At 61.0% G+C, this 17,263-nt stretch carries 14 protein-coding genes; 1 reads left to right on the top strand and 13 read right to left on the bottom strand.

Going from position 1 to position 17,263, the window contains the following annotated elements; translation table 11 throughout:
- From GSQ73_RS12165 to GSQ73_RS12130, 8 genes are all read right to left on the bottom strand, one after another.
- Positions 1-384 (bottom strand): DUF4845 domain-containing protein, encoded by a 384-nt coding sequence (locus tag GSQ73_RS12165; RefSeq protein WP_158884328.1) that lies wholly within the window; start codon positions 382-384, stop codon positions 1-3.
- A 147-nt stretch (positions 385-531) separates the two neighbouring features.
- Positions 532-1,461, bottom strand: a complete 930-nt coding sequence (lepB, locus tag GSQ73_RS12160; protein WP_158884326.1) for a signal peptidase I — start codon at positions 1,459-1,461, stop codon at positions 532-534.
- A 24-nt stretch (positions 1,462-1,485) separates the two neighbouring features.
- A complete protein-coding gene (gene lepA / locus GSQ73_RS12155; protein WP_158884324.1) occupies positions 1,486-3,279 on the bottom strand; it encodes a translation elongation factor 4 in 1,794 nt (597 codons plus the stop codon).
- Positions 3,280-3,494: 215 nt separating this feature from the next.
- A complete protein-coding gene (locus GSQ73_RS12150; protein ID WP_158884322.1) occupies positions 3,495-4,958 on the bottom strand; it encodes a DegQ family serine endoprotease in 1,464 nt (487 codons plus the stop codon).
- Positions 4,959-5,101: 143 nt separating this feature from the next.
- On the bottom strand, positions 5,102-5,767 hold the full coding sequence (locus GSQ73_RS12145) for a sigma-E factor negative regulatory protein (protein ID WP_158884320.1): 666 nt from the start codon (positions 5,765-5,767) through the stop codon (positions 5,102-5,104).
- Positions 5,764-6,378 carry an RNA polymerase sigma factor RpoE gene (gene rpoE, locus GSQ73_RS12140; RefSeq protein WP_158884318.1) on the bottom strand — a complete coding sequence of 205 codons (615 nt, stop codon included), beginning with the start codon at positions 6,376-6,378 and terminating at the stop codon, positions 5,764-5,766. The genes GSQ73_RS12145 and rpoE overlap by 4 nt, the downstream gene beginning before the upstream one ends.
- Positions 6,379-6,567: 189 nt before the next feature.
- Entirely contained in the window at positions 6,568-9,132 is a 2,565-nt protein-coding gene (locus GSQ73_RS12135) for a bifunctional diguanylate cyclase/phosphodiesterase (protein ID WP_158884316.1), read from the bottom strand.
- Positions 9,133-9,142: 10 nt separating this feature from the next.
- Complete coding sequence (locus GSQ73_RS12130) at positions 9,143-9,634, bottom strand: hypothetical protein (protein ID WP_158884314.1); 492 nt, start codon at positions 9,632-9,634, stop codon at positions 9,143-9,145.
- A 241-nt stretch (positions 9,635-9,875) separates the two neighbouring features.
- Here GSQ73_RS12130 and GSQ73_RS12125 point away from each other — a divergent pair, with 241 nt between their 5' ends.
- Positions 9,876-11,957, top strand: a complete 2,082-nt coding sequence (locus GSQ73_RS12125) for a 3-hydroxyacyl-CoA dehydrogenase NAD-binding domain-containing protein (protein ID WP_158884312.1) — start codon at positions 9,876-9,878, stop codon at positions 11,955-11,957.
- A gap of 152 nt (positions 11,958-12,109) precedes the next feature.
- Here the strand turns inward: GSQ73_RS12125 and GSQ73_RS12120 are convergent, their stop codons facing one another.
- From GSQ73_RS12120 to GSQ73_RS12100, 5 genes are all read right to left on the bottom strand, one after another.
- A complete protein-coding gene (locus GSQ73_RS12120; protein WP_158884310.1) occupies positions 12,110-12,718 on the bottom strand; it encodes a DUF2058 family protein in 609 nt (202 codons plus the stop codon).
- 21 nt (positions 12,719-12,739) lie between these two features.
- Positions 12,740-12,955 (bottom strand): SlyX family protein, encoded by a 216-nt coding sequence (locus tag GSQ73_RS12115; protein ID WP_158884308.1) that lies wholly within the window; start codon positions 12,953-12,955, stop codon positions 12,740-12,742.
- Positions 12,952-14,295 carry a UDP-glucose/GDP-mannose dehydrogenase family protein gene (locus GSQ73_RS12110; protein ID WP_158886450.1) on the bottom strand — a complete coding sequence of 448 codons (1,344 nt, stop codon included), beginning with the start codon at positions 14,293-14,295 and terminating at the stop codon, positions 12,952-12,954. Before GSQ73_RS12110 ends, GSQ73_RS12115 begins: the two co-directional genes overlap by 4 nt.
- Before the next feature lie 132 nt (positions 14,296-14,427).
- The gene (locus GSQ73_RS12105; RefSeq protein ID WP_158884306.1) at positions 14,428-15,204 is read right to left on the bottom strand and encodes an FKBP-type peptidyl-prolyl cis-trans isomerase; all 777 of its coding nucleotides are present in this window, start codon (positions 15,202-15,204) and stop codon (positions 14,428-14,430) included.
- Between the two features lie 134 nt (positions 15,205-15,338).
- Positions 15,339-17,129: a cation:proton antiporter gene (locus GSQ73_RS12100; protein WP_158884304.1), complete on the bottom strand. Its 1,791-nt coding sequence runs from the start codon at positions 17,127-17,129 to the stop codon at positions 15,339-15,341.
- Between the last annotated feature and the right edge of the window lie 134 nt (positions 17,130-17,263).

The following is a 17,263-nucleotide window of genomic DNA, read 5'->3' as shown; positions in this document are numbered from 1 at the left end:
TTACTGACCTGCATTGCCCTGCAATGTCACCGTCTTGTTGAAGTGAAGCAGGAAGTCGATGTTGTACATGAACGGAATTTGCTTGTCGTAAGAGACATTCAATTCGTTCGAGCCGCCTTCGTTGCGCTTGATGGTGATGTCCGTCGGCTTGACCACTGCCGTATCGACATATTGAAAATCCATCTTGCGCATCAGATTCCGTCGAATTTCGTCCAGCGACTTGCCACCGGAATCCTCGGTGCTGATCTGCTTCATGGCCTTGACGACGCCCGCGTACTCCGAATACGACGGGAACAGTTTCATGGCCATGTAAGCGAAGAAACCGACGATCGCGATGATGAACAGGAACCCGATCAAGGTGACGCCCGACTGCTTGGATTTCATAGTTTCCCCTGTGCCGCAGGCGCGGCGTGTCCATGGATGCATGGAATGACCATGCCGGCTTGTGACACACCGGCGCGCCGATTATGCCAGCGGATTCTCGCCTGGCGGTTGGTTTTCATGCATCGGCGAACATGCCCGTGCGCTGCGTCAATGAATGACGGTGCCGATGCGGGAAAAGTCCACCCCGCCCGTGCCCCAGCCTTTCCAGCTCATCCAGATCAGAAACGCCTTACCGGCCAGGTTTTCTTCCGGCACGCAGCCCCACCAGCGGCTGTCGAGGCTGTTCTCGCGATCGTCGCCCATGACCAGGTAGCAATTTTTCGGCACGACAGAGGGCACCAGCACATTGGGAATGCTAGGCGTCGGCCTTGACGGCATCCGCCCGACAGTGTGATTCACGTTGCCCAAGTGTTCGGTCCATAACGTCGCGCCGTTACTCAGCAGTTCGGCGTCTTCGTCACGTCCGGGATTGCCTACGAACGGCCCTATTTCGTCCGCCGTGACCGGCACGCCGTTGATGCTGATCTGGCTGTCATGCACTTCGATCGTGTCGCCGGGCAGGCCGATCACGCGCTTGATCCAGTTCTGGCTTTTCACCGGCGGGCGCGGATCAGGGCAGCTGTTGCCGACGCCCAGATTCGGTTCACCGCCCTCGTCGCCACCCATGCGCGCGAGATTGCCGTTGCTGTCGAGGCAGCGGTAACCCGGGAACCGGAACACCACCACGTCGCCCCGCTTGGGTTCGCCGAAGCTGACGAACTTGTTGTTGAATGCGGGAACGCGCAAGCCATAGGCGAACTTGTTCACCAGGATGAAATCGCCGACATCCAGGGTCGGCATCATCGAACCGGACGGAATCCGGAACGGCTCGGCGACGAACGAGCGCAACAGCAGCACGACGAACACCACCGGAAAAAGCGAACGCGACCAGTCGACCGCCACCGGGTCGGTGTACTCGACACCGGCTGCGTCCAGTCGCGCCTTGCGCTTCTTGTAGAGAAACATTCGATCCAGTGCCCACACCACACCAAACAACACGGTGAGGCCGAGCAGAATCGCCGAAAAATCGAAATCCATGCCTTGCTCCTGTCGCAGCGTTCTCTATTTATCCACTTTCAGCACGGCAAGGAAGGCTTCCTGCGGAATTTCCACACGGCCGACCTGTTTCATGCGCTTCTTGCCTTCCTTCTGCTTTTCCAGAAGCTTCTTTTTCCGGCTCACGTCGCCACCGTAGCATTTCGCAAGCACATTCTTGCGCAAGGCTTTTACGGTGGAACGCGCGATCACCTGCGCGCCGATTGCCGCCTGAATCGCCACGTCGAACTGTTGGCGCGGGATCAGATCTTTCATCCGCTCGACCAGTTCGCGACCTTTGCGATCGGCGTGGCTGCGATGCAGGATCAGGCTCAGCGCGTCGACGCGCTCGCCGTTGATCAGCACGTCGGTGCGTACGAACGGGCCGGCCTCGAATCGATCGAAGTGATAGTCCATCGACGCATAGCCGCGCGATACCGATTTCAGGCGGTCGAAGAAATCCATCACCACTTCGGCCAGGGGCATTTCGTAGCTGATCTGGACCTGCGTCGCCAGGTACTGGATCGAGCGCTGCACGCCACGCTTCTCTTCGCACAAAGTAATCACGTTGCCGATGTAATCCGGCGGCGTGAGGATGTTGGCGATGATGATCGGCTCGCGGATCTCCTGCACGAGGCTGGAGTTGGTCGGCAGCTTGGCCGGGTTGTCCAGCATCAGGATCGAACCGTCGGACTTGAGCACCTCGTACACCACGGTGGGCGCAGTGGTGATCAGGTTCAAATCGTATTCGCGCTCGAGCCGCTCCTGCACGATCTCCATGTGCAGCATGCCGAGGAAGCCGCAGCGAAAACCGAAGCCCATCGCCTCGGAACTCTCCGGTTCGAAAAACAGCGCCGCGTCATTGAGCCGCAACTTGTCCAGCGCCTCGCGCATCGCCGGATAATCGTCCGACGACACGGGAAACAGGCCAGCGAACACGCGCGGCTGCATATGCTGGAAACCAGGCAGTGCCTTGTCCGCCGGCTTGCCCGCATGGGTCAGCGTGTCGCCGACCGGCGCGCCATGCACGTCCTTGATCGATGCGTTGATCCAGCCGACTTCACCTGCGCCGAGCTTGTCGAGCTTTTTGCGCTTGGGCGTGAACACGCCGACGTCGCCCACTTCGTGCGTGCGCCCGGTGGACATCACCAGCAGCTTGTCGCCGGACTTGATTTCGCCCTGCATCACGCGAACGAGCGATACCACGCCGAGATAATTGTCGAACCAGGAGTCGATGATCAGCGCCTGCAGTCGATCGGTATCGCGCGGTTTCGGCGGCGGTATGCGGGCGATGATCGCCTCCAGCACCTCGACCACGTTGAGGCCGGTCTTGGCGCTGATCGCCACCGCATCGGTGGCATCGACGCCGATCACCGCCTCGATTTCGAGTTTCACTTTTTCGATGTCGGCGGTGGGCAGATCGATCTTGTTGATCACCGGCACCACTTCCAGGCCCATCTCCACTGCGGTGTAGCAGTTCGCGACCGACTGCGCTTCGACGCCCTGCGCCGCATCCACTACCAGCAACGCACCTTCGCAGGCAGCGAGCGAGCGGCTGACTTCATAGGAGAAGTCGACGTGGCCGGGCGTGTCGATGAAATTCAGCTGGTAGGTTTTCCCGTCGCGCGCGGTGTACGGCAACGACACCGACTGCGCCTTGATGGTGATGCCCCGCTCGCGCTCGATCGGATTGGTGTCCAGCACCTGCGCTTCCATCTCGCGATCGGCCAGGCCACCGCAGATCTGGATGATGCGGTCGGCGAGGGTCGACTTGCCGTGGTCGATGTGCGCGATGATGGAGAAGTTGCGGATCAATTCCATGGAACAAAGGCGGCCTTTCAGGCTTGGGTCTGCCGCCTGCGCATCACGCGGGCAGCGCATCGCCGAGATGGCAATGCTAACCCGGCATTATCGCACGGAAAATCCGTCGGGCATGCGCGGCCACGAGCATCTGTTCGACGAATGCAAGCACGAACCAGTCTGCGATGCGATGTGCGGAGCGACGACGGCAAAGCCGTCATCGCTCCGCAAGCTCACTACTTATCGGAAGGAACCGTCAGGCCGATGAAGCTGCTTTGGTCACCGCGGCGCACCAGCAAGAGCAGTGTGTCGCCGGGCTTTGCGCTTTGGGTGGCTGCGTGGAATGCCGCGACGCTGCCGATTCTTTGTTGTCCGACCATCAGGATGATGTCGCCCTGCTGCAGGCCGGCATTCGCCGCCGTAGCTCCCGTGATGTCGCTGATCTCGACGCCTTCGCCGGCCTTGAGTCCGGATTGCTGGCGCGCGTCGGCGTCAGGCTCCTGCACCGACAGGCCCAGAACGGCCTGACTGGTTTTCTTTGCCGAAGGTGTGGAGGAATCATCACTCGACTCGCCCTTTCCATCGCGCGGTGCGGCGCCCACCACCACTTCCACGGCCTGTCTTTTTCCGTTCCTCACGATGTCCACCGTGGCCTTGGTGCCCGGTTTTGTCATGCCGACCAGCGGCGGCAAATCCGCACTCTGTCCGATCGTCTCGCCGTTGAAGCGAAGAATGACATCACCAGCGCGCAGGCCGGCTTTCTCGGCACCGCTTCCAGGTGAAACGTCCGACACGATCGCGCCATTGTTGTTGTCGAGCTTGAGGCCTTTCACGATATCGTCGGTTAGCGGCCCGACCGTCACGCCCAGTTGCCCGCGCGTGACGTGACCGCCGCTCTTGATCTGCTGTACGGCGTTCATCGCCACATCGATCGGGATCGAAAACGAGACGCCGGTGTAGTCGCCGGTGTTGGAGTAGATCTGCGAATTGATGCCGACAACTTGGCCCTGCAGGTTGAATAGCGGACCGCCGGAATTGCCGCGGTTGATTGGCACGTCGGTCTGGATGAAAGAGGTGTAACGCTGATCCTGCTCACCGAGGTTGCGTCCCACCGCGCTCACGATGCCCTGCGTGACGGTGTAATCGAAACCGAAAGGCGAGCCGATCGCCAGCACCCACTGCCCCGGCTTAAGGCTGTGCGAATCGCCGATGGTCACCGCCGGCAGGCTGCCGCCGGCATCGACCTTGAGCACCGCGATGTCATACGTGGGGTCCGTACCGATCACCTTGGCGGTGAGCGTGCGACGATCCTGCAGGCGCACGGTCACCTTGTCGGCGCCATCGACCACGTGATTGTTGGTGAGGATGAAGCCATCAGTGGAAAGGATGAAACCCGAACCCACGGACGTGTGTTTCTGCTCTTCCGGCGAAGGCATCATCGGCATGCCGAAAAAGCGGCGCAGTATTTCCTGCTGATCGTTGGGCATGCCCTGCCCGGGCATTCCCTGCTTCTGCTGCGACCGCTGGCGTTCGCCGGTGTACTTCGCCTCGACATGCACCACGGCGGGTGCATTCTTTTGCACGATACCGGTGAAATCCGGGAGCGATGCGGCCGGTGCAGTTTGGGCCTGTAGAGCGCCAACACTGAAGCAGGCCAGCAATGCAGAGCACAGCACGGTGCGCAAGATGGAACGACGCATGACTTCTCCTTGGGTTTGGCTAAAACCGGATGTTAAGACAACGCGCTTGGACGGCTAAACGTCCGCACTTACCCTGCCGACGGTCACGTCCGGCGCGAACAAGAACTGCAATAACGCGAGCCGCGAACCATCCGCGGCTCGACTCAACGGGCAGCGGCGGCCGCAGCCTGCCGCGCGCGATCCGAGGTTACCTGCTGATCCGGATCGAGCAGGATCAGGTAGCTGCCATCGTTGTTGTCGAGCGTGCGATAGCGACGCATCGACGGAATGTTCGACAAGCTGCGCGCGTAGTTCTGGTTGTCGCCAAACGACGCCTGCTGGCTCGACGCGCCAACCACCGACTGCCGTTGCAACCATTGCGGCACGGCTGCCGGTGCGACCGAACGATCCACCGGTGCCGCGCTGATGGCGGCAATGGCCTGCGCCTGGCGAGCGGCCGGTGCCACGTTGTGGCTGGCATCGCCGGCAGGCTGACTGATCATCAGCGCCGCCGCCGCCACGCTGGCGGCAATCGCGCCACCAGCCGACCAGCGCAGCCAGTGATTGCGTTTGCCCGCCACGGGAGCGGATTGAACGTGTTCCTGCTCGATCGCAAGCATGACCCGCTCCGCGAAACCGGGCGTCGCCACGGCAGGCAATTCACGCCGCAGACCGTCGCGGGCTGTGTGATAACGGGCCCATGCCTGCTGCAGCAAAGCGTCGTGGTCCAACCGGCGCAGCAGGAATCGCAGCTCTTCTTTCGAAAGCTCGCCGTCGATACCCGCGGAAAGATTTTCACGCATATCCTGATTCATGCCTGCCTTGTTCATGTCTGGTCCTCGCGGTCTGACAACAGGGGCCGCAGTTTTTCGTCAATCGCTTCACGAGCGCGGAAGATGCGAGAACGCACCGTACCGATCGGACAGCCCATCGCTTCGGCAATTTCGTCGTAGCTCAGACCGTCTACCTCGCGCAGCGTAATGGCGGTCCGCAGTTCCTCGGGCAAGGCTTGGACAGTGGAAAATACCGATTGTTCAATTTCCTGGCGCATCATTTCGCGCTCGGGCGTAGCGGTGTCGTGCATCCGCTCGGCGCCGGCCATGAATACGGCATCCTCGGCGTCGATATCGTCGGTGGGCGGTCGCCGGCCCATCGCCACGAGATGATTTTTCGCCGTATTCACGGCGATCTTGTATAGCCAGGTATAGAAAGCGCTGTCGCCGCGGAACGAGCCGATGGCGCGCCAGGCGCGGATGAAGGCCTCCTGCGCGATGTCCTCGCATTCGGCGTGGCTGCGCACATAGCGCGACACCAGTCCGATCAGCTTGTGCTGGTACTTACGCACCAGCAGATCGAAGGCGCGCTTGTCACCGTTCTGCACTCGCTCGACCAGCGCGCGATCCAGTTCGTTTTCACCCTGTCGGGCCGTATCCGTCGTCAATGCCGTTATCCGCTGCGGGAATTTGTTTCGAACCGGTCGCGCCGCTCAGACCTCGCGCAGGCGACCAAGTTCAGCCGTCCATCATGCCGTACCACCATAACGTACCGCCTGTTGGCAGGTTGTCATGCCCCACAAGTCAGCCATCATCGCAACCGAGCCGATGTCGTTATGGGGACGCGCGGCGCGTGCTCAAGCCGGCATCGGTTCGCGGACGTCCAGCAGACGCTGACGTTCGGCCAGCAGCTTGTCGAATCCGATCGGCGGCAACGGACGGCAAAAAAGATATCCCTGCAATTCGTCGCAATGGTGCGCGCGCAGGAATTCCAGATGCTGTTCGATCTCCACGCCTTCGGCGACCACCGCGCGTTTCAGTCGATGCGCCATGTCGATGGTCGCGCGCACGATAGCCTCGTCGTCCGGATCGACGCCGATGTTGCGCACGAAACTCTGGTCGATCTTGATGCGATCCGCCGGCAACCGGCGAAGGTAATCCAGCGATGCCGCGCCCGTGCCGAAATCGTCGATCGCGATATGGCATCCAAGCCGATGCAATCCATGCAGGTTTTCGACCAGATGCGGCGCTTCCTTGATGCTGATGCTCTCGGTGATTTCCAGTTCTAGCAGCGACGGGTCGAGGCCTGTGTCGTGCAGCGCCCTGACCACCGTATCAAGAAGCCTGGGCTCCATCAGCTGCACCGCGGACAGGTTTACGCCGAGCCGCAAACGCAGGCCGTAGCGATGTTCCCATTCCTGCGCCTGACGGCAGGCCGTACGCATGACCCATTCGCCGATCGACACGATCAGCCCGGTCTCTTCCGCCAGCGGAATGAACACGGCGGGGCTGATCACCCCGAGCTCCGGATGCTCCCAGCGCAACAGCGCTTCCATGCCGACGATGTCTTCGGTCGCGGTATCCACCTGTGGCTGGTAGACCACGCGCAACTCGCCGTTGCCTTCGGCATGACGAAGACGAGTGCGCAGCGCCATGCCGTGTTCCTGCGCGTACTCAGGGCTGACTTCGTAAATATGGAAGTTGTTTCGCCCGCGATGCTTGGCAACATACATCGCCTCGTCCGCGTGCTTGAGCAAGGTCGGCGCGTCATGTGCATCGTCGGGGAAAAAACTCAGGCCGATCGATACGGTGACCTGCAGTTGCGTGCCATCGTCCAGGAAAAGCGGCGTCTCCATCAACTGGACGATTTTTTCGGCCACGCGCGATACGTCTTCGTTCTTCACCACGTGGCGCAGCGCCACGGTGAATTCGTCCCCGGCATAACGCGCCACGGTGTCGGATGCGCGGATGCTGCCGCACAGCCTTTGCGTGACCATGCGCAACACCTCGTCACCCGCGGCGTGGCCGTGCGTGTCGTTGATGTTCTTGAACCGGTCCAGGTCGATGAACAACACCGCAAAGCACTCGCCGTTGCGCGATGCTTCGCGGATGATGGTTTCCAGCCGGTCGTTGAACAGCAGTCGATTGGGCAATCCGGTGAGCGCATCCACCAGCCCTTCGGCACGACCTTGTTCTCGGGTGCGTCCCAGTTCGAACACCTGTGCAAAACGCGTTGCCGCACAGCGCAGCACCGGTTCGATGATGCTCATGTCGCCAAAGTTTCGGCGGCTGCCGGCGAGCATCGCGCCGAGCACGGTATGGCGTTCGTCGTAAAGCGGAAACCCGGCAAAGCCCGAGAGGTTCAAGTCCTCCAGCAGTGGATCGAACGACGCCAGTCGCTTGGCATCGGCGCGATACATCACGGCCTTGCCGCCAAGTACCGTTTGCAGCGAACCCTGCGCGGAAGCCGGTGGCCAGGTTTGATCGTCGCCGTTCCACAATTGCAATATCTGTTGCGGCAATTCGGAACCTTCCTGCCGGCCGGACCAGATGGCCAGATAGTCCAGCCCCAGTTCATCGAAAAGCAACCGACCGGCCGCGAGCTGCGGATCGACGCCACTGGTCGACGCAAAAATGCGCGAGAGCAATGACAACGCCGCCTCTGCCCGCAAGTCGGCACGATCGCTGCGAAACATCAGTGCCAGTGCTTCGTTTCCACCGTGCTGGACTTTACGCACGCTGGCTTGACCCGTATCGAACCCCACTGAGGATTTGCGCTGGCATGCATGCCAGCTTCGATCGGCCTCGGTGAGCACCTGTTCGATCGAGATGCCTTCGAAACGCAGTACGTCCTGCAACGTCAAGTTTTCCCACTGGCTGGAAGCAAGGCGGCTGTGCCGAATGACGGTCGGGCTGATTTCCAGCAATCGTCCTGTCGATGGATCAGCGATCAGCCATTCGCTGCCGCCCTCTTCGAAGACATAACGGAAATCCTCGCCGCCATCCTGCGTCGGCGCTGCCTGCTCTCGATGGGGGATCGACAATGCCCGCAGCGATCGGTGCCATCGGGCGATCAGCTCCGTGCCGATCTGCGTGGCATAGAGCCAGTCGGTCACTTCGGCAGGAAGCTCGGCCGGATCGAGTGCGCAATCGTCGGACAGAACGGCGATCAACGGCGTGGCCACTTTTCCGTCCAGCATCTGTAACTGCTCGCAGCATTGCCGAGCCTGCTGGGAGTCACCGGAAAACACAGCGACCATCAATTGCAACGGCGATGCCGGCGGACGTCCTTCCAGCAGGATCGCGGCGTGCGATACGTCACGCGCGCTGTGGATGAGCGCATAGCCAGCCTGATCGAAAACATCGAAAAGACTTCGTCGCAACGCGCGCTGCTCGGCAACCACGAGGATTCCGGAAATCATGTGGTTCGCCTCAAACAACCCAGTGGCCATCGCGCAGGCGCGGACGGCGCGGGCTGCCGTCTTCGCCGCCGAGACGCACGACCTGCTCGCCCAGGTGTTCGATTAACGCAGCCGGCGCATCGATCAGCACGACACGACGCAGGTGTTCCTTCGGCGCACGCGCAAGCTGGCGAAGCAGAGTGGCATCCATCACAGATAGCGGCAGTTCGAGCCCGACCAGAAAGTAGACCCCGAAATGCATGCTCTGCTGCATGTAGCGCAACGCGTTACCCAGGCGCTGGCAATCCGGCACCCGAACATGCACATCGCGCAGGCTGCTCAGGCCGGTGTCGGGCTGCCAGAGATAGAGCGCCTGACCGGAATGTCGGGCAAGCGCACGAAACTGATCCATGAGCGCGTGGACGTCACTGCTCTCCATCGCCACGAGGCCACTGGAGGCAGCGAGAATGCGCTCGAAAGTTTCGGCGCCTGCTTGCGGTGGGGCGGAGGCCATCGGATTCATTGCATCCACGTCCTGCAGAGTTGGCAGTATGGTCAGGCCACAACCGGCGCTACCAGTGGCTGCAAGTTGATAGTTGTCACGGAAACCCGATTCCGAATAGCCGACCAGAATCGCTGCCCACCTGTCGGATATCAGCGGATTTCACACTGGCTCCACAGTACCGTCAAGCAGCGCCACTACATCTCGCAATCGGAAGCACACAACGGTATGGTTGAAGCTTCTTCCTCTCGCCTGCCCGCCCATGTTTGAAGGTCTGCGTTTCAATCACTGGAAGACCAGCGAAGGCGACGACGGTATCGTCTTGCTTGCGCTCGATCGCGCCAACAGCAGCGTCAATGCCATCTCTCGCGAGGTCATGGACGAACTTGAGCAGATGGTCGAGCGTCTTGCGATCGAGAAGCCCGCTGGCGTCATCATTTATTCCGCCAAGGCGCCCGGTTTTGCCGTCGGCGCGGACATCAAGGCGTTCGTCGAGTACGCGAAAAACGATACGGTGCAGGAGAATATCGAGCACGGGCAGCGCGTGTTCGAGTCGCTGGCGCGTCTTCCCTTTCCCACCGTGGCCGCCGTGCACGGCGCATGCATGGGCGGCGGCACCGAATTGATGCTGGCCTGTCGGCAGCGTATCGCCGCCGACGACGACAAGACGCGTATCGCGCTGCCCGAAGTCATGCTGGGCATTCACCCGGGTTGGGGCGGCACGGCGCGGCTGCCACGCCTGATCGGCGCAACCGAAGCATTGCCGATCATGCTCACCGGCAAATCGCTTTCGGCGAAGCGCGCGTTGTCACTGGGCGTGGTCGATCGCCTCGCACGTCCTGATGAATTGCTGGTCGAGGCGCGGCTGCTGCTGCGTCGGCCGCATGCGCGTCCCTTTGCGCAACGGGCGAAGGCGTGGGCAAGCAATACGTGGCTGGCCCGACAGGTCCTTGCGCCGATGGTGTTGAAGCAGACCGCTGCGAAAGTGCGCAAGGAACATTATCCCGCGCCATTCGCGATGATCGATGTATGGAAGCGCGGCGGCAGTGATATTCGCCAGCGACTCAAACTCGAGGCGCGATCGGTCGCGAAACTCGCGACGACGCCAACCGCTCAAAATCTGATTCGCGTGTTCTTCCTGCAGGAGCGGCTGAAGAGTCAGGGCAGCGGCGTCGACTCGGACATCAAGCGCGTGCATGTGGTTGGCGCCGGCGTGATGGGTGGCGACATCGCGGCATGGGCGGCGTTCAAGGGATTCGACGTGACGCTGCAGGATCGCGAAATGAAATTCGTGCAGCCGGCACTGGACCGCGCACGTCAGCTCTACGAAAAGAAATTGAAGTCGCCCGAAAAGGTCGAGGAAGCCAGCCGTCGCCTACGTGCGGATGTCGAAGGCAAAGGCGTGGCCACGACAGATCTGGCGATCGAGGCGATCTACGAAAACGCGGATGCGAAACGCGAGTTGTACGGCCGCATCGAACCGCAGTTTCAGGGCGACCAGATTCTCGCGAGCAATACATCAAGCATTCCGCTGGATCAGCTGCGCGAAGGCTTGAAGCGTCCGGAACATTTTCTCGGACTGCACTTCTTCAATCCCGTCGCGCGGATGCCGCTGGTCGAAGTGGTGCGTCACGATCGACTGGATCCGGCGATCGAAAAGCGCGCGCTGGCTTTCTGCAAGGCGATCGGAAAACTACCCATCGCAGTGAAAGGTACGCCTGGTTTCCTGGTCAACCGCATCCTCATGCCCTACCTGCTCGAAGCGTTGCGCCTGTACAGCGAAGGCGTGCCCGGCCCGGTGCTTGATCGTGTCGCGAAAAAATTTGGCATGCCGATGGGCCCGATTGAACTGGCTGATACCGTCGGGCTGGATGTCTGTGCATCCGTCGGCAAGGAACTCGCACCATTTCTCGGGCTCGAGCTTCCGCCGGGCCTTGACGAAAAACTTGCCGATGGCAAGCGCGGCAAGAAAGATGGGCAAGGTCTTTATGTCTGGCAGGATGGCAAGCCGCAAAAACCCGAAGTCGAAAACGACTTCGTGACGCCGCCGGATTTGCAGGATCGAATGATTCTTCCGATGGTCAACGAGGCGATCGCTTGTCTGGCCGATGGCGTGGTCGACGATGCGGACCTGCTGGACGCAGGCGTGATTTTCGGTACGGGCTTTGCGCCGTTTCGCGGTGGCCCGATTCAGTACGCGCGCAGCGAAGGCATCGAGATGCTGCGGAAAAAACTCGATCAACTGGCACAGCGCTACGGTGAACGATTCCGTCCGAAGAACGGCTGGGACAATCCGCTGTTAGCGCATGGAGCATCGAGTGCCCCATCTCCAGGCGAAAGCTGAGAGCCCCGCGCGCGGTTTAGCGAAGTTCTATAAGCGGTCGATTCAACGTCGAACAACAACGGCAGTCGCAACAACAGGGCCATTGCATCAGTCAGGTTTTTCATTCGACACGAATATCCGGCGACCCGCTGAATTTCAAAGCACGCTCGTGATCACCACATCAAGTCATCGGGGACGCCATCTTCTGGGATGCCGTCGGTCTGAGTGTCGATCAGCAAAGCAACAGGATGCGGATCGATGGCCTTCACTTCTTCGGCGACGGCACGCGACACCAGCAGATAGCGACCCGCCTGCTGTACGACGCCAAGTTCGCCCGCGTTGAGTTCCCTCAGCTGTTCGGCATCGACGTAAATACGACGGATCTTGTCGCCGTACTGAAAGTTACGCGGCAAGTCCGCATCGGCTTTGTTGAGCGCTTTTCCTTCCAGCGTCTGCTGCACTTTCAGCTTGCGTTCGCGACGCAGCCGAGCCTGCTCAGCGGCCTCTTGCTCGACGCGCTTGCGCTCGCTGGCTTCGGTCTGCGCGCGAATGGCATAGGCCTTGGCCAGGTCTATCTCGCTTTGATCGCGTCCACCTTGATTGCTAGCAGGCGAACGCTGTGCATTCGTTGGCTTGCCTGCGCCTGATTTCTTCTGCGCTGGTTTGCCTTCCCTCGAAGGCGGGCGATTGTCCGGACGCGGTCGTTGCTGCTGAACCCGTTCCTGTTGAACCTGTTTGACGATGCCGCTTTTCAGCAGTTGATCGCGCAGGGAATCTGCCATGAGTTCGATCCGATCGGTAAGTCAATAATGGGGTGGCGGCGGTTCGTCATGCGGGTCGTCCGATTGCGCACTGCGCATCGACGAAAGTTCACCACGGAGCTCGCGCACGAGCCGTTCGAGTGACGCGATGCATTGCGACTGGTTCGCGTCGGCTGAGGCGAGCGCTTGCACCGTGTCGTCGATGAAGGTCAACCTCACTTCCAGGTCGTTGAGGCGCTGTTCCAGCGAGTCATTCATTGCGCAATTCGCAGACTGCGGCCGCGCCCGATGCCGTAGTACGCGAGTCCTGCCTCTTCCACCGTGCTCGGGTCATAGAGGTTGCGTCCGTCGAAAATCACCCGCTCTGACAACAGGGTGCGGATGCGCGAAAAATCCGGGCTGCGAAAAGCTTTCCATTCCGTCACGACGACCAGCACATCCGCGCTCTGCAATGCTTCGTACGCTTGCGTGCACAGAACCAGATCATCGCGCTCGCCATACAGTCGGGTCGCTTCTTCGCGTGCTTCAGGGTCGAACGCGCGCACCTTGACGCCGGCATCCCACAACGCTTCGAGAAGGCGACGACTGGGCGCTTCACGCATGTCGTCCGTATTGGGTTTGAACGCCAAGCCCCACAACGCGATGGTCTTACCCGAAAGTGAGCCTTCGAAGTGGCGCGAGATCAGTTCGAACAGTTTGTTCTTCTGCTGATGATTCACCGCTTCGACGGCACTAAGTAATTTCGCGTCGTAGCCGTAGCCGCGCGCTGTACGTTCGAGTGCCTGCACGTCCTTCGGAAAACATGAGCCGCCGTAACCCGCGCCCGGATAGATGAAGTGATAACCGATGCGCGGATCCGAGCCGATGCCCTGTCGCACGAGTTCGATGTCCGCACCGACACGCTCGGCGATGTTGGATATCTCGTTCATGAAACTGATCTTGGTCGCGAGCATGGCGTTGGCGGCGTACTTGGTCAGCTCCGCCGATCGTTCGTCCATCACCACCATGCGATCGTGGTTGCGGTTGAACGGCGCGTACAACTTGCGCAACGCCGTGACGGCACGTTCGCTGGAGGCGCCCACAATGATGCGATCGGGCCGCAAGCAGTCTTCAACTGCCGCACCTTCTTTCAAAAATTCGGGATTCGACACCACATCGAATTCGATCGTCGAATGACGAGCCGCCAGCGCGCTGGAAACATGTTCGCGCACGCGATCTGCCGTGCCGACAGGGACTGTCGATTTGTTGACGACGACGGCATAGCGATCGAGGTGTTCGCCAATCGTGTTGGCCACAGCCTCCACATATTGCAGATCCGCACTCCCGTCTTCGTCCGGCGGCGTACCCACGGCGATGAAAATCAAATCACCATGCGCGACAGCGAATGCGGCGTCCGTGGTGAAACCCAGCTGACCACTCGCGTGATTGCGCCGGACAATCGGCTCAAGGCCCGGCTCGTAGATCGGAATCTCGCCGCGCTTCAGGCGTTCGACCTTGGCTGCGTCGATGTCGACGCAAACAACGTGATTGCCCATCTCTGCCAGACACGCTCCCGTGACCAGTCCGACATAGCCGGTACCGAATATCGTGACCTTGATCATCGTGGCGTAGCGTTTCCTGAGCGTCAGCCTTGCATTGTAACCGCGTCGCGGATGACGCCTCCATGACGCAAAAGCAAAGGGGCGCGAATCTCTTCGCGCCCCTTTGCGATCGTGCGTAAGAGCTGCTTATCAGCCGCCCTGACCGCCGCCATTCGGAGCACCGGCGCCAGCACCCGCCGGCGTCGGCCCGGTCTGAACCAGGGTCACGTCGAAGATGAGCGTGGCATTCGGCGGCATCGGCGGCTGCGGCTCGGCGCCGTAGGCCTGCGTCGACGGAATGAACAATTTGTAGTGACCGCCAACCTGCATCAGCATCAAACCCTCACGGAAACCCGGGATCACGCCGGCGAGCGGAATCTTCGCTGCGCCGCCACCCGGATGCTTGGCCGAAGCGTCAAACACCTGGCCATCGACGAACGTGCCGGTGTAGTTGATCGATACTGTGTCGTTCGGACCCGGACGTGCGCCCGTGCCCTGCGTGATCACCTGATACTGCAGGCCAGAAGCGGTGGTTTTCACGCCCGCAGCCGAACGGTTCTTGGCGAGAAACGCTTCACCTTCGGTCTTGTTCTTGGCGCCGAGCTTGGCCATTTCGGCCTGGTACTTGGCCTGAATCTTGGCCATGAACGCGTCATGCACCTGCTTGGCTTCGGCGTCACTCATGCTCGGCTTCTGGCCCGACAGCGCCGCCTTGACGGCGTTGGACACGGCAACCGGATCCAGTTCATCGCGCATGATCGGCGGAACCTGGGAAGCGATCTCCCAACCCACCACGTAGCTTGCCTTCGCCTTGTCGACCGTGCCGGCGGCGCCGGTCTTGGCAGCCTGAGCGTACACGCTCGCAGTCATGCCCAGCGCAACGGCCATGGCGGCCGTCGTCAGCGTGGGACGCAGAAATTGCTTCATTCGAAACTCCCTCGTGTTTGGATGTGCCGGCATTGCCGACTGGAGCCTCCCCATGGAGGCAGGCCTCGCATTGTGCGGTGCTTGTCCGGTCTTGGCAACGATGTATGGCTCCGACCGTCAGTCGGCAGAAAGGTTCACTCGACGGCCCGGCCGCTTGTTTTGCCAGGCTCTGACGGCGGAGAGGCCGGCTTTTCGAGCGTTTCCTTGAGCGCAGCCTGCAGTCGCGCGTGCATCTGTACCAGCCCGCGCCACAGCACGATGGCCAGCACCACGCACAGCAGCGCTAGCGACAACACGATGCCCCGTGGCGGCAGGATCGTCGATCCCAGCACGCTGACCAGCAGCGCAAGTCCAAGCAGCGTCGCCAGCGGAATGACCCGCTCGAGCACATTGCGGATGGCCTGCGTGTACGAGCCCGCAAGCCGTTCGCGTATGCCGATTTCCGCGAGCAACATGCCCAGCGCCTCGGCCTTGCGATAGACCGCGATCAGCATGGGCAACGAGAGGAAAAGCGCGCACGCCCAGATCAACGTATGCCGCATATCGCGCCCGATGCCGAACATCGAGAAGAGGTTCCAGTTGTTCGCGTTGATATACGCGCCGATCATGAAAAGCGTGATGACCAGCAGTACGTTGATCGCGATATGCCACGCGAGCCGACGAAAAATCGCGGCAAGCGCCGCGTTTTCGTTCACCGGCTTGAGGTTCTCCAGCCAGCCGCTGTAGCTCGTCGCCAGCAAACGCAGCGGGCGCGGCGTGACCCGACGCACACCCGTGGCAATGCCATCCGCCGAGCGTGTCAGGTAGGGCGACGCCGCCATGCAGATCACCGAGATCGCGACCGCGATCGGATAGATGAAGTCGCTGATCACGCCAAGCGAAAGCCCGAGGGTGGCGATCACGAACGAGAATTCGCCGATCTGCGCCATCGCGAGTCCCGAGCGCAGCGATGTCCTTGCGTCGTGTCCGACAATGAAAATGCCGAGACTACACGCCAGCGTCTTGCCCGCGATGACTGCAATCGCGATCAGCAGTGCCGGCACCGCATATTGAAGGAGCATTGCCGGATCGATCTTCAAACCGATCGCCACGAAGAACAACGCAGCGAACATGTCGCGCAGCGGTTCGACCAGATGCAACACACGACCGACGCTACGCGATTCAGCCACCACGGCACCCGCCAGAAACGCACCAAGCGCCACGCTGAAACCCATCCAGACGGCCAAAAGGCTGGCGCCGAAACAGATGCCCAGCACACTGACCAGCAGCGTTTCATCGCGACGAAATCCCGCGACGTAATCGACGAGACGCGGCAATAGCAGCAGACCGAGAATCATGCCGACCACGACGAACAGGCCGAGGTGACCGATCAACGTGAACGCCGTCTCGGCCTTCACCGAACCACCGATGGCCACCGCCGTCAGCAGCGTCAGCATCACGATTGCCAGCACATCCTCGGCTACCAACAAACCGACGACGACCTGGGCAAACGGTTTGTGACGCTGCCCGCTCTCGGACAACGTGCGCGTGGCCACCATGGTTGAGGACAACGCGATGATGGCGCCGAGGAAAAGCGCATCCATGCCCTTCCATCCGAACAACTGGCCAATGCCGAAACCGACCCACAGCATCAGGCCGACTTCCACCACGGCAACCACCAGCACGCCCAGCCCCACCTCGCGAAGCTTGCGCACGCTGAACTCCAGCCCGAGCGTGAACATCAGCAGCACCACGCCGAGGTTCGAGATGTCATCGATGGCGCGTGGATCGGCCACCAGCATGCCTGGCGTATGCGGGCCGATCAGCACGCCGGCGAGAATGTAACCAAGCAGCACCGGCTGACGCAGGCGCTGGAAAAGAATCGTGGTCGCGCCTGCCACGATCATGACCAGGGCAAGGTCGCGGAGGAATCCGACGTCGTGCATGCAGCTCTTCAATCAAGGGATGAGTGGCAGCTTAAACGAAGCACTTGCCCATGCATGCGCGTTACGCATGCGCCTGTCGCGAATGCGGTCGATCATCATCGAACTTGCCGCACGCCTCGGAAAAAAAGCTTGAC

This window comes from Rhodanobacter sp. L36, assembly GCF_009765755.1.
Taxonomy (GTDB): Bacteria; Pseudomonadota; Gammaproteobacteria; order Xanthomonadales; family Rhodanobacteraceae; genus Rhodanobacter.
The sequence above is the reverse complement of the archived record's forward strand: the minus strand, read 5'-3'. Positions and strand labels throughout refer to the sequence as shown.

Excerpts from the sequence above, each read along its gene's own strand:
- GSQ73_RS12165 (WP_158884328.1), bottom strand. The coding sequence starts at position 384 with ATGAAATCCAAGCAGTCGGGCGTCACCTTGATCGGGTTCCTGTTCATC.
- lepB (WP_158884326.1), bottom strand. The coding sequence starts at position 1,461 with ATGGATTTCGATTTTTCGGCGATTCTGCTCGGCCTCACCGTGTTGTTT.
- lepA (WP_158884324.1), bottom strand. The coding sequence starts at position 3,279 with ATGGAATTGATCCGCAACTTCTCCATCATCGCGCACATCGACCACGGC.
- GSQ73_RS12150 (WP_158884322.1), bottom strand. The coding sequence starts at position 4,958 with ATGCGTCGTTCCATCTTGCGCACCGTGCTGTGCTCTGCATTGCTGGCC.
- GSQ73_RS12145 (WP_158884320.1), bottom strand. The coding sequence starts at position 5,767 with ATGAACAAGGCAGGCATGAATCAGGATATGCGTGAAAATCTTTCCGCG.
- GSQ73_RS12135 (WP_158884316.1), bottom strand. The coding sequence starts at position 9,132 with ATGATTTCCGGAATCCTCGTGGTTGCCGAGCAGCGCGCGTTGCGACGA.
- GSQ73_RS12130 (WP_158884314.1), bottom strand. The coding sequence starts at position 9,634 with ATGAATCCGATGGCCTCCGCCCCACCGCAAGCAGGCGCCGAAACTTTC.
- GSQ73_RS12125 (WP_158884312.1), top strand. The coding sequence starts at position 9,876 with ATGTTTGAAGGTCTGCGTTTCAATCACTGGAAGACCAGCGAAGGCGAC.
- GSQ73_RS12120 (WP_158884310.1), bottom strand. The coding sequence starts at position 12,718 with ATGGCAGATTCCCTGCGCGATCAACTGCTGAAAAGCGGCATCGTCAAA.
- GSQ73_RS12115 (WP_158884308.1), bottom strand. The coding sequence starts at position 12,955 with ATGAATGACTCGCTGGAACAGCGCCTCAACGACCTGGAAGTGAGGTTG.
- GSQ73_RS12105 (WP_158884306.1), bottom strand. The coding sequence starts at position 15,204 with ATGAAGCAATTTCTGCGTCCCACGCTGACGACGGCCGCCATGGCCGTT.
- GSQ73_RS12100 (WP_158884304.1), bottom strand. The coding sequence starts at position 17,129 with ATGCACGACGTCGGATTCCTCCGCGACCTTGCCCTGGTCATGATCGTG.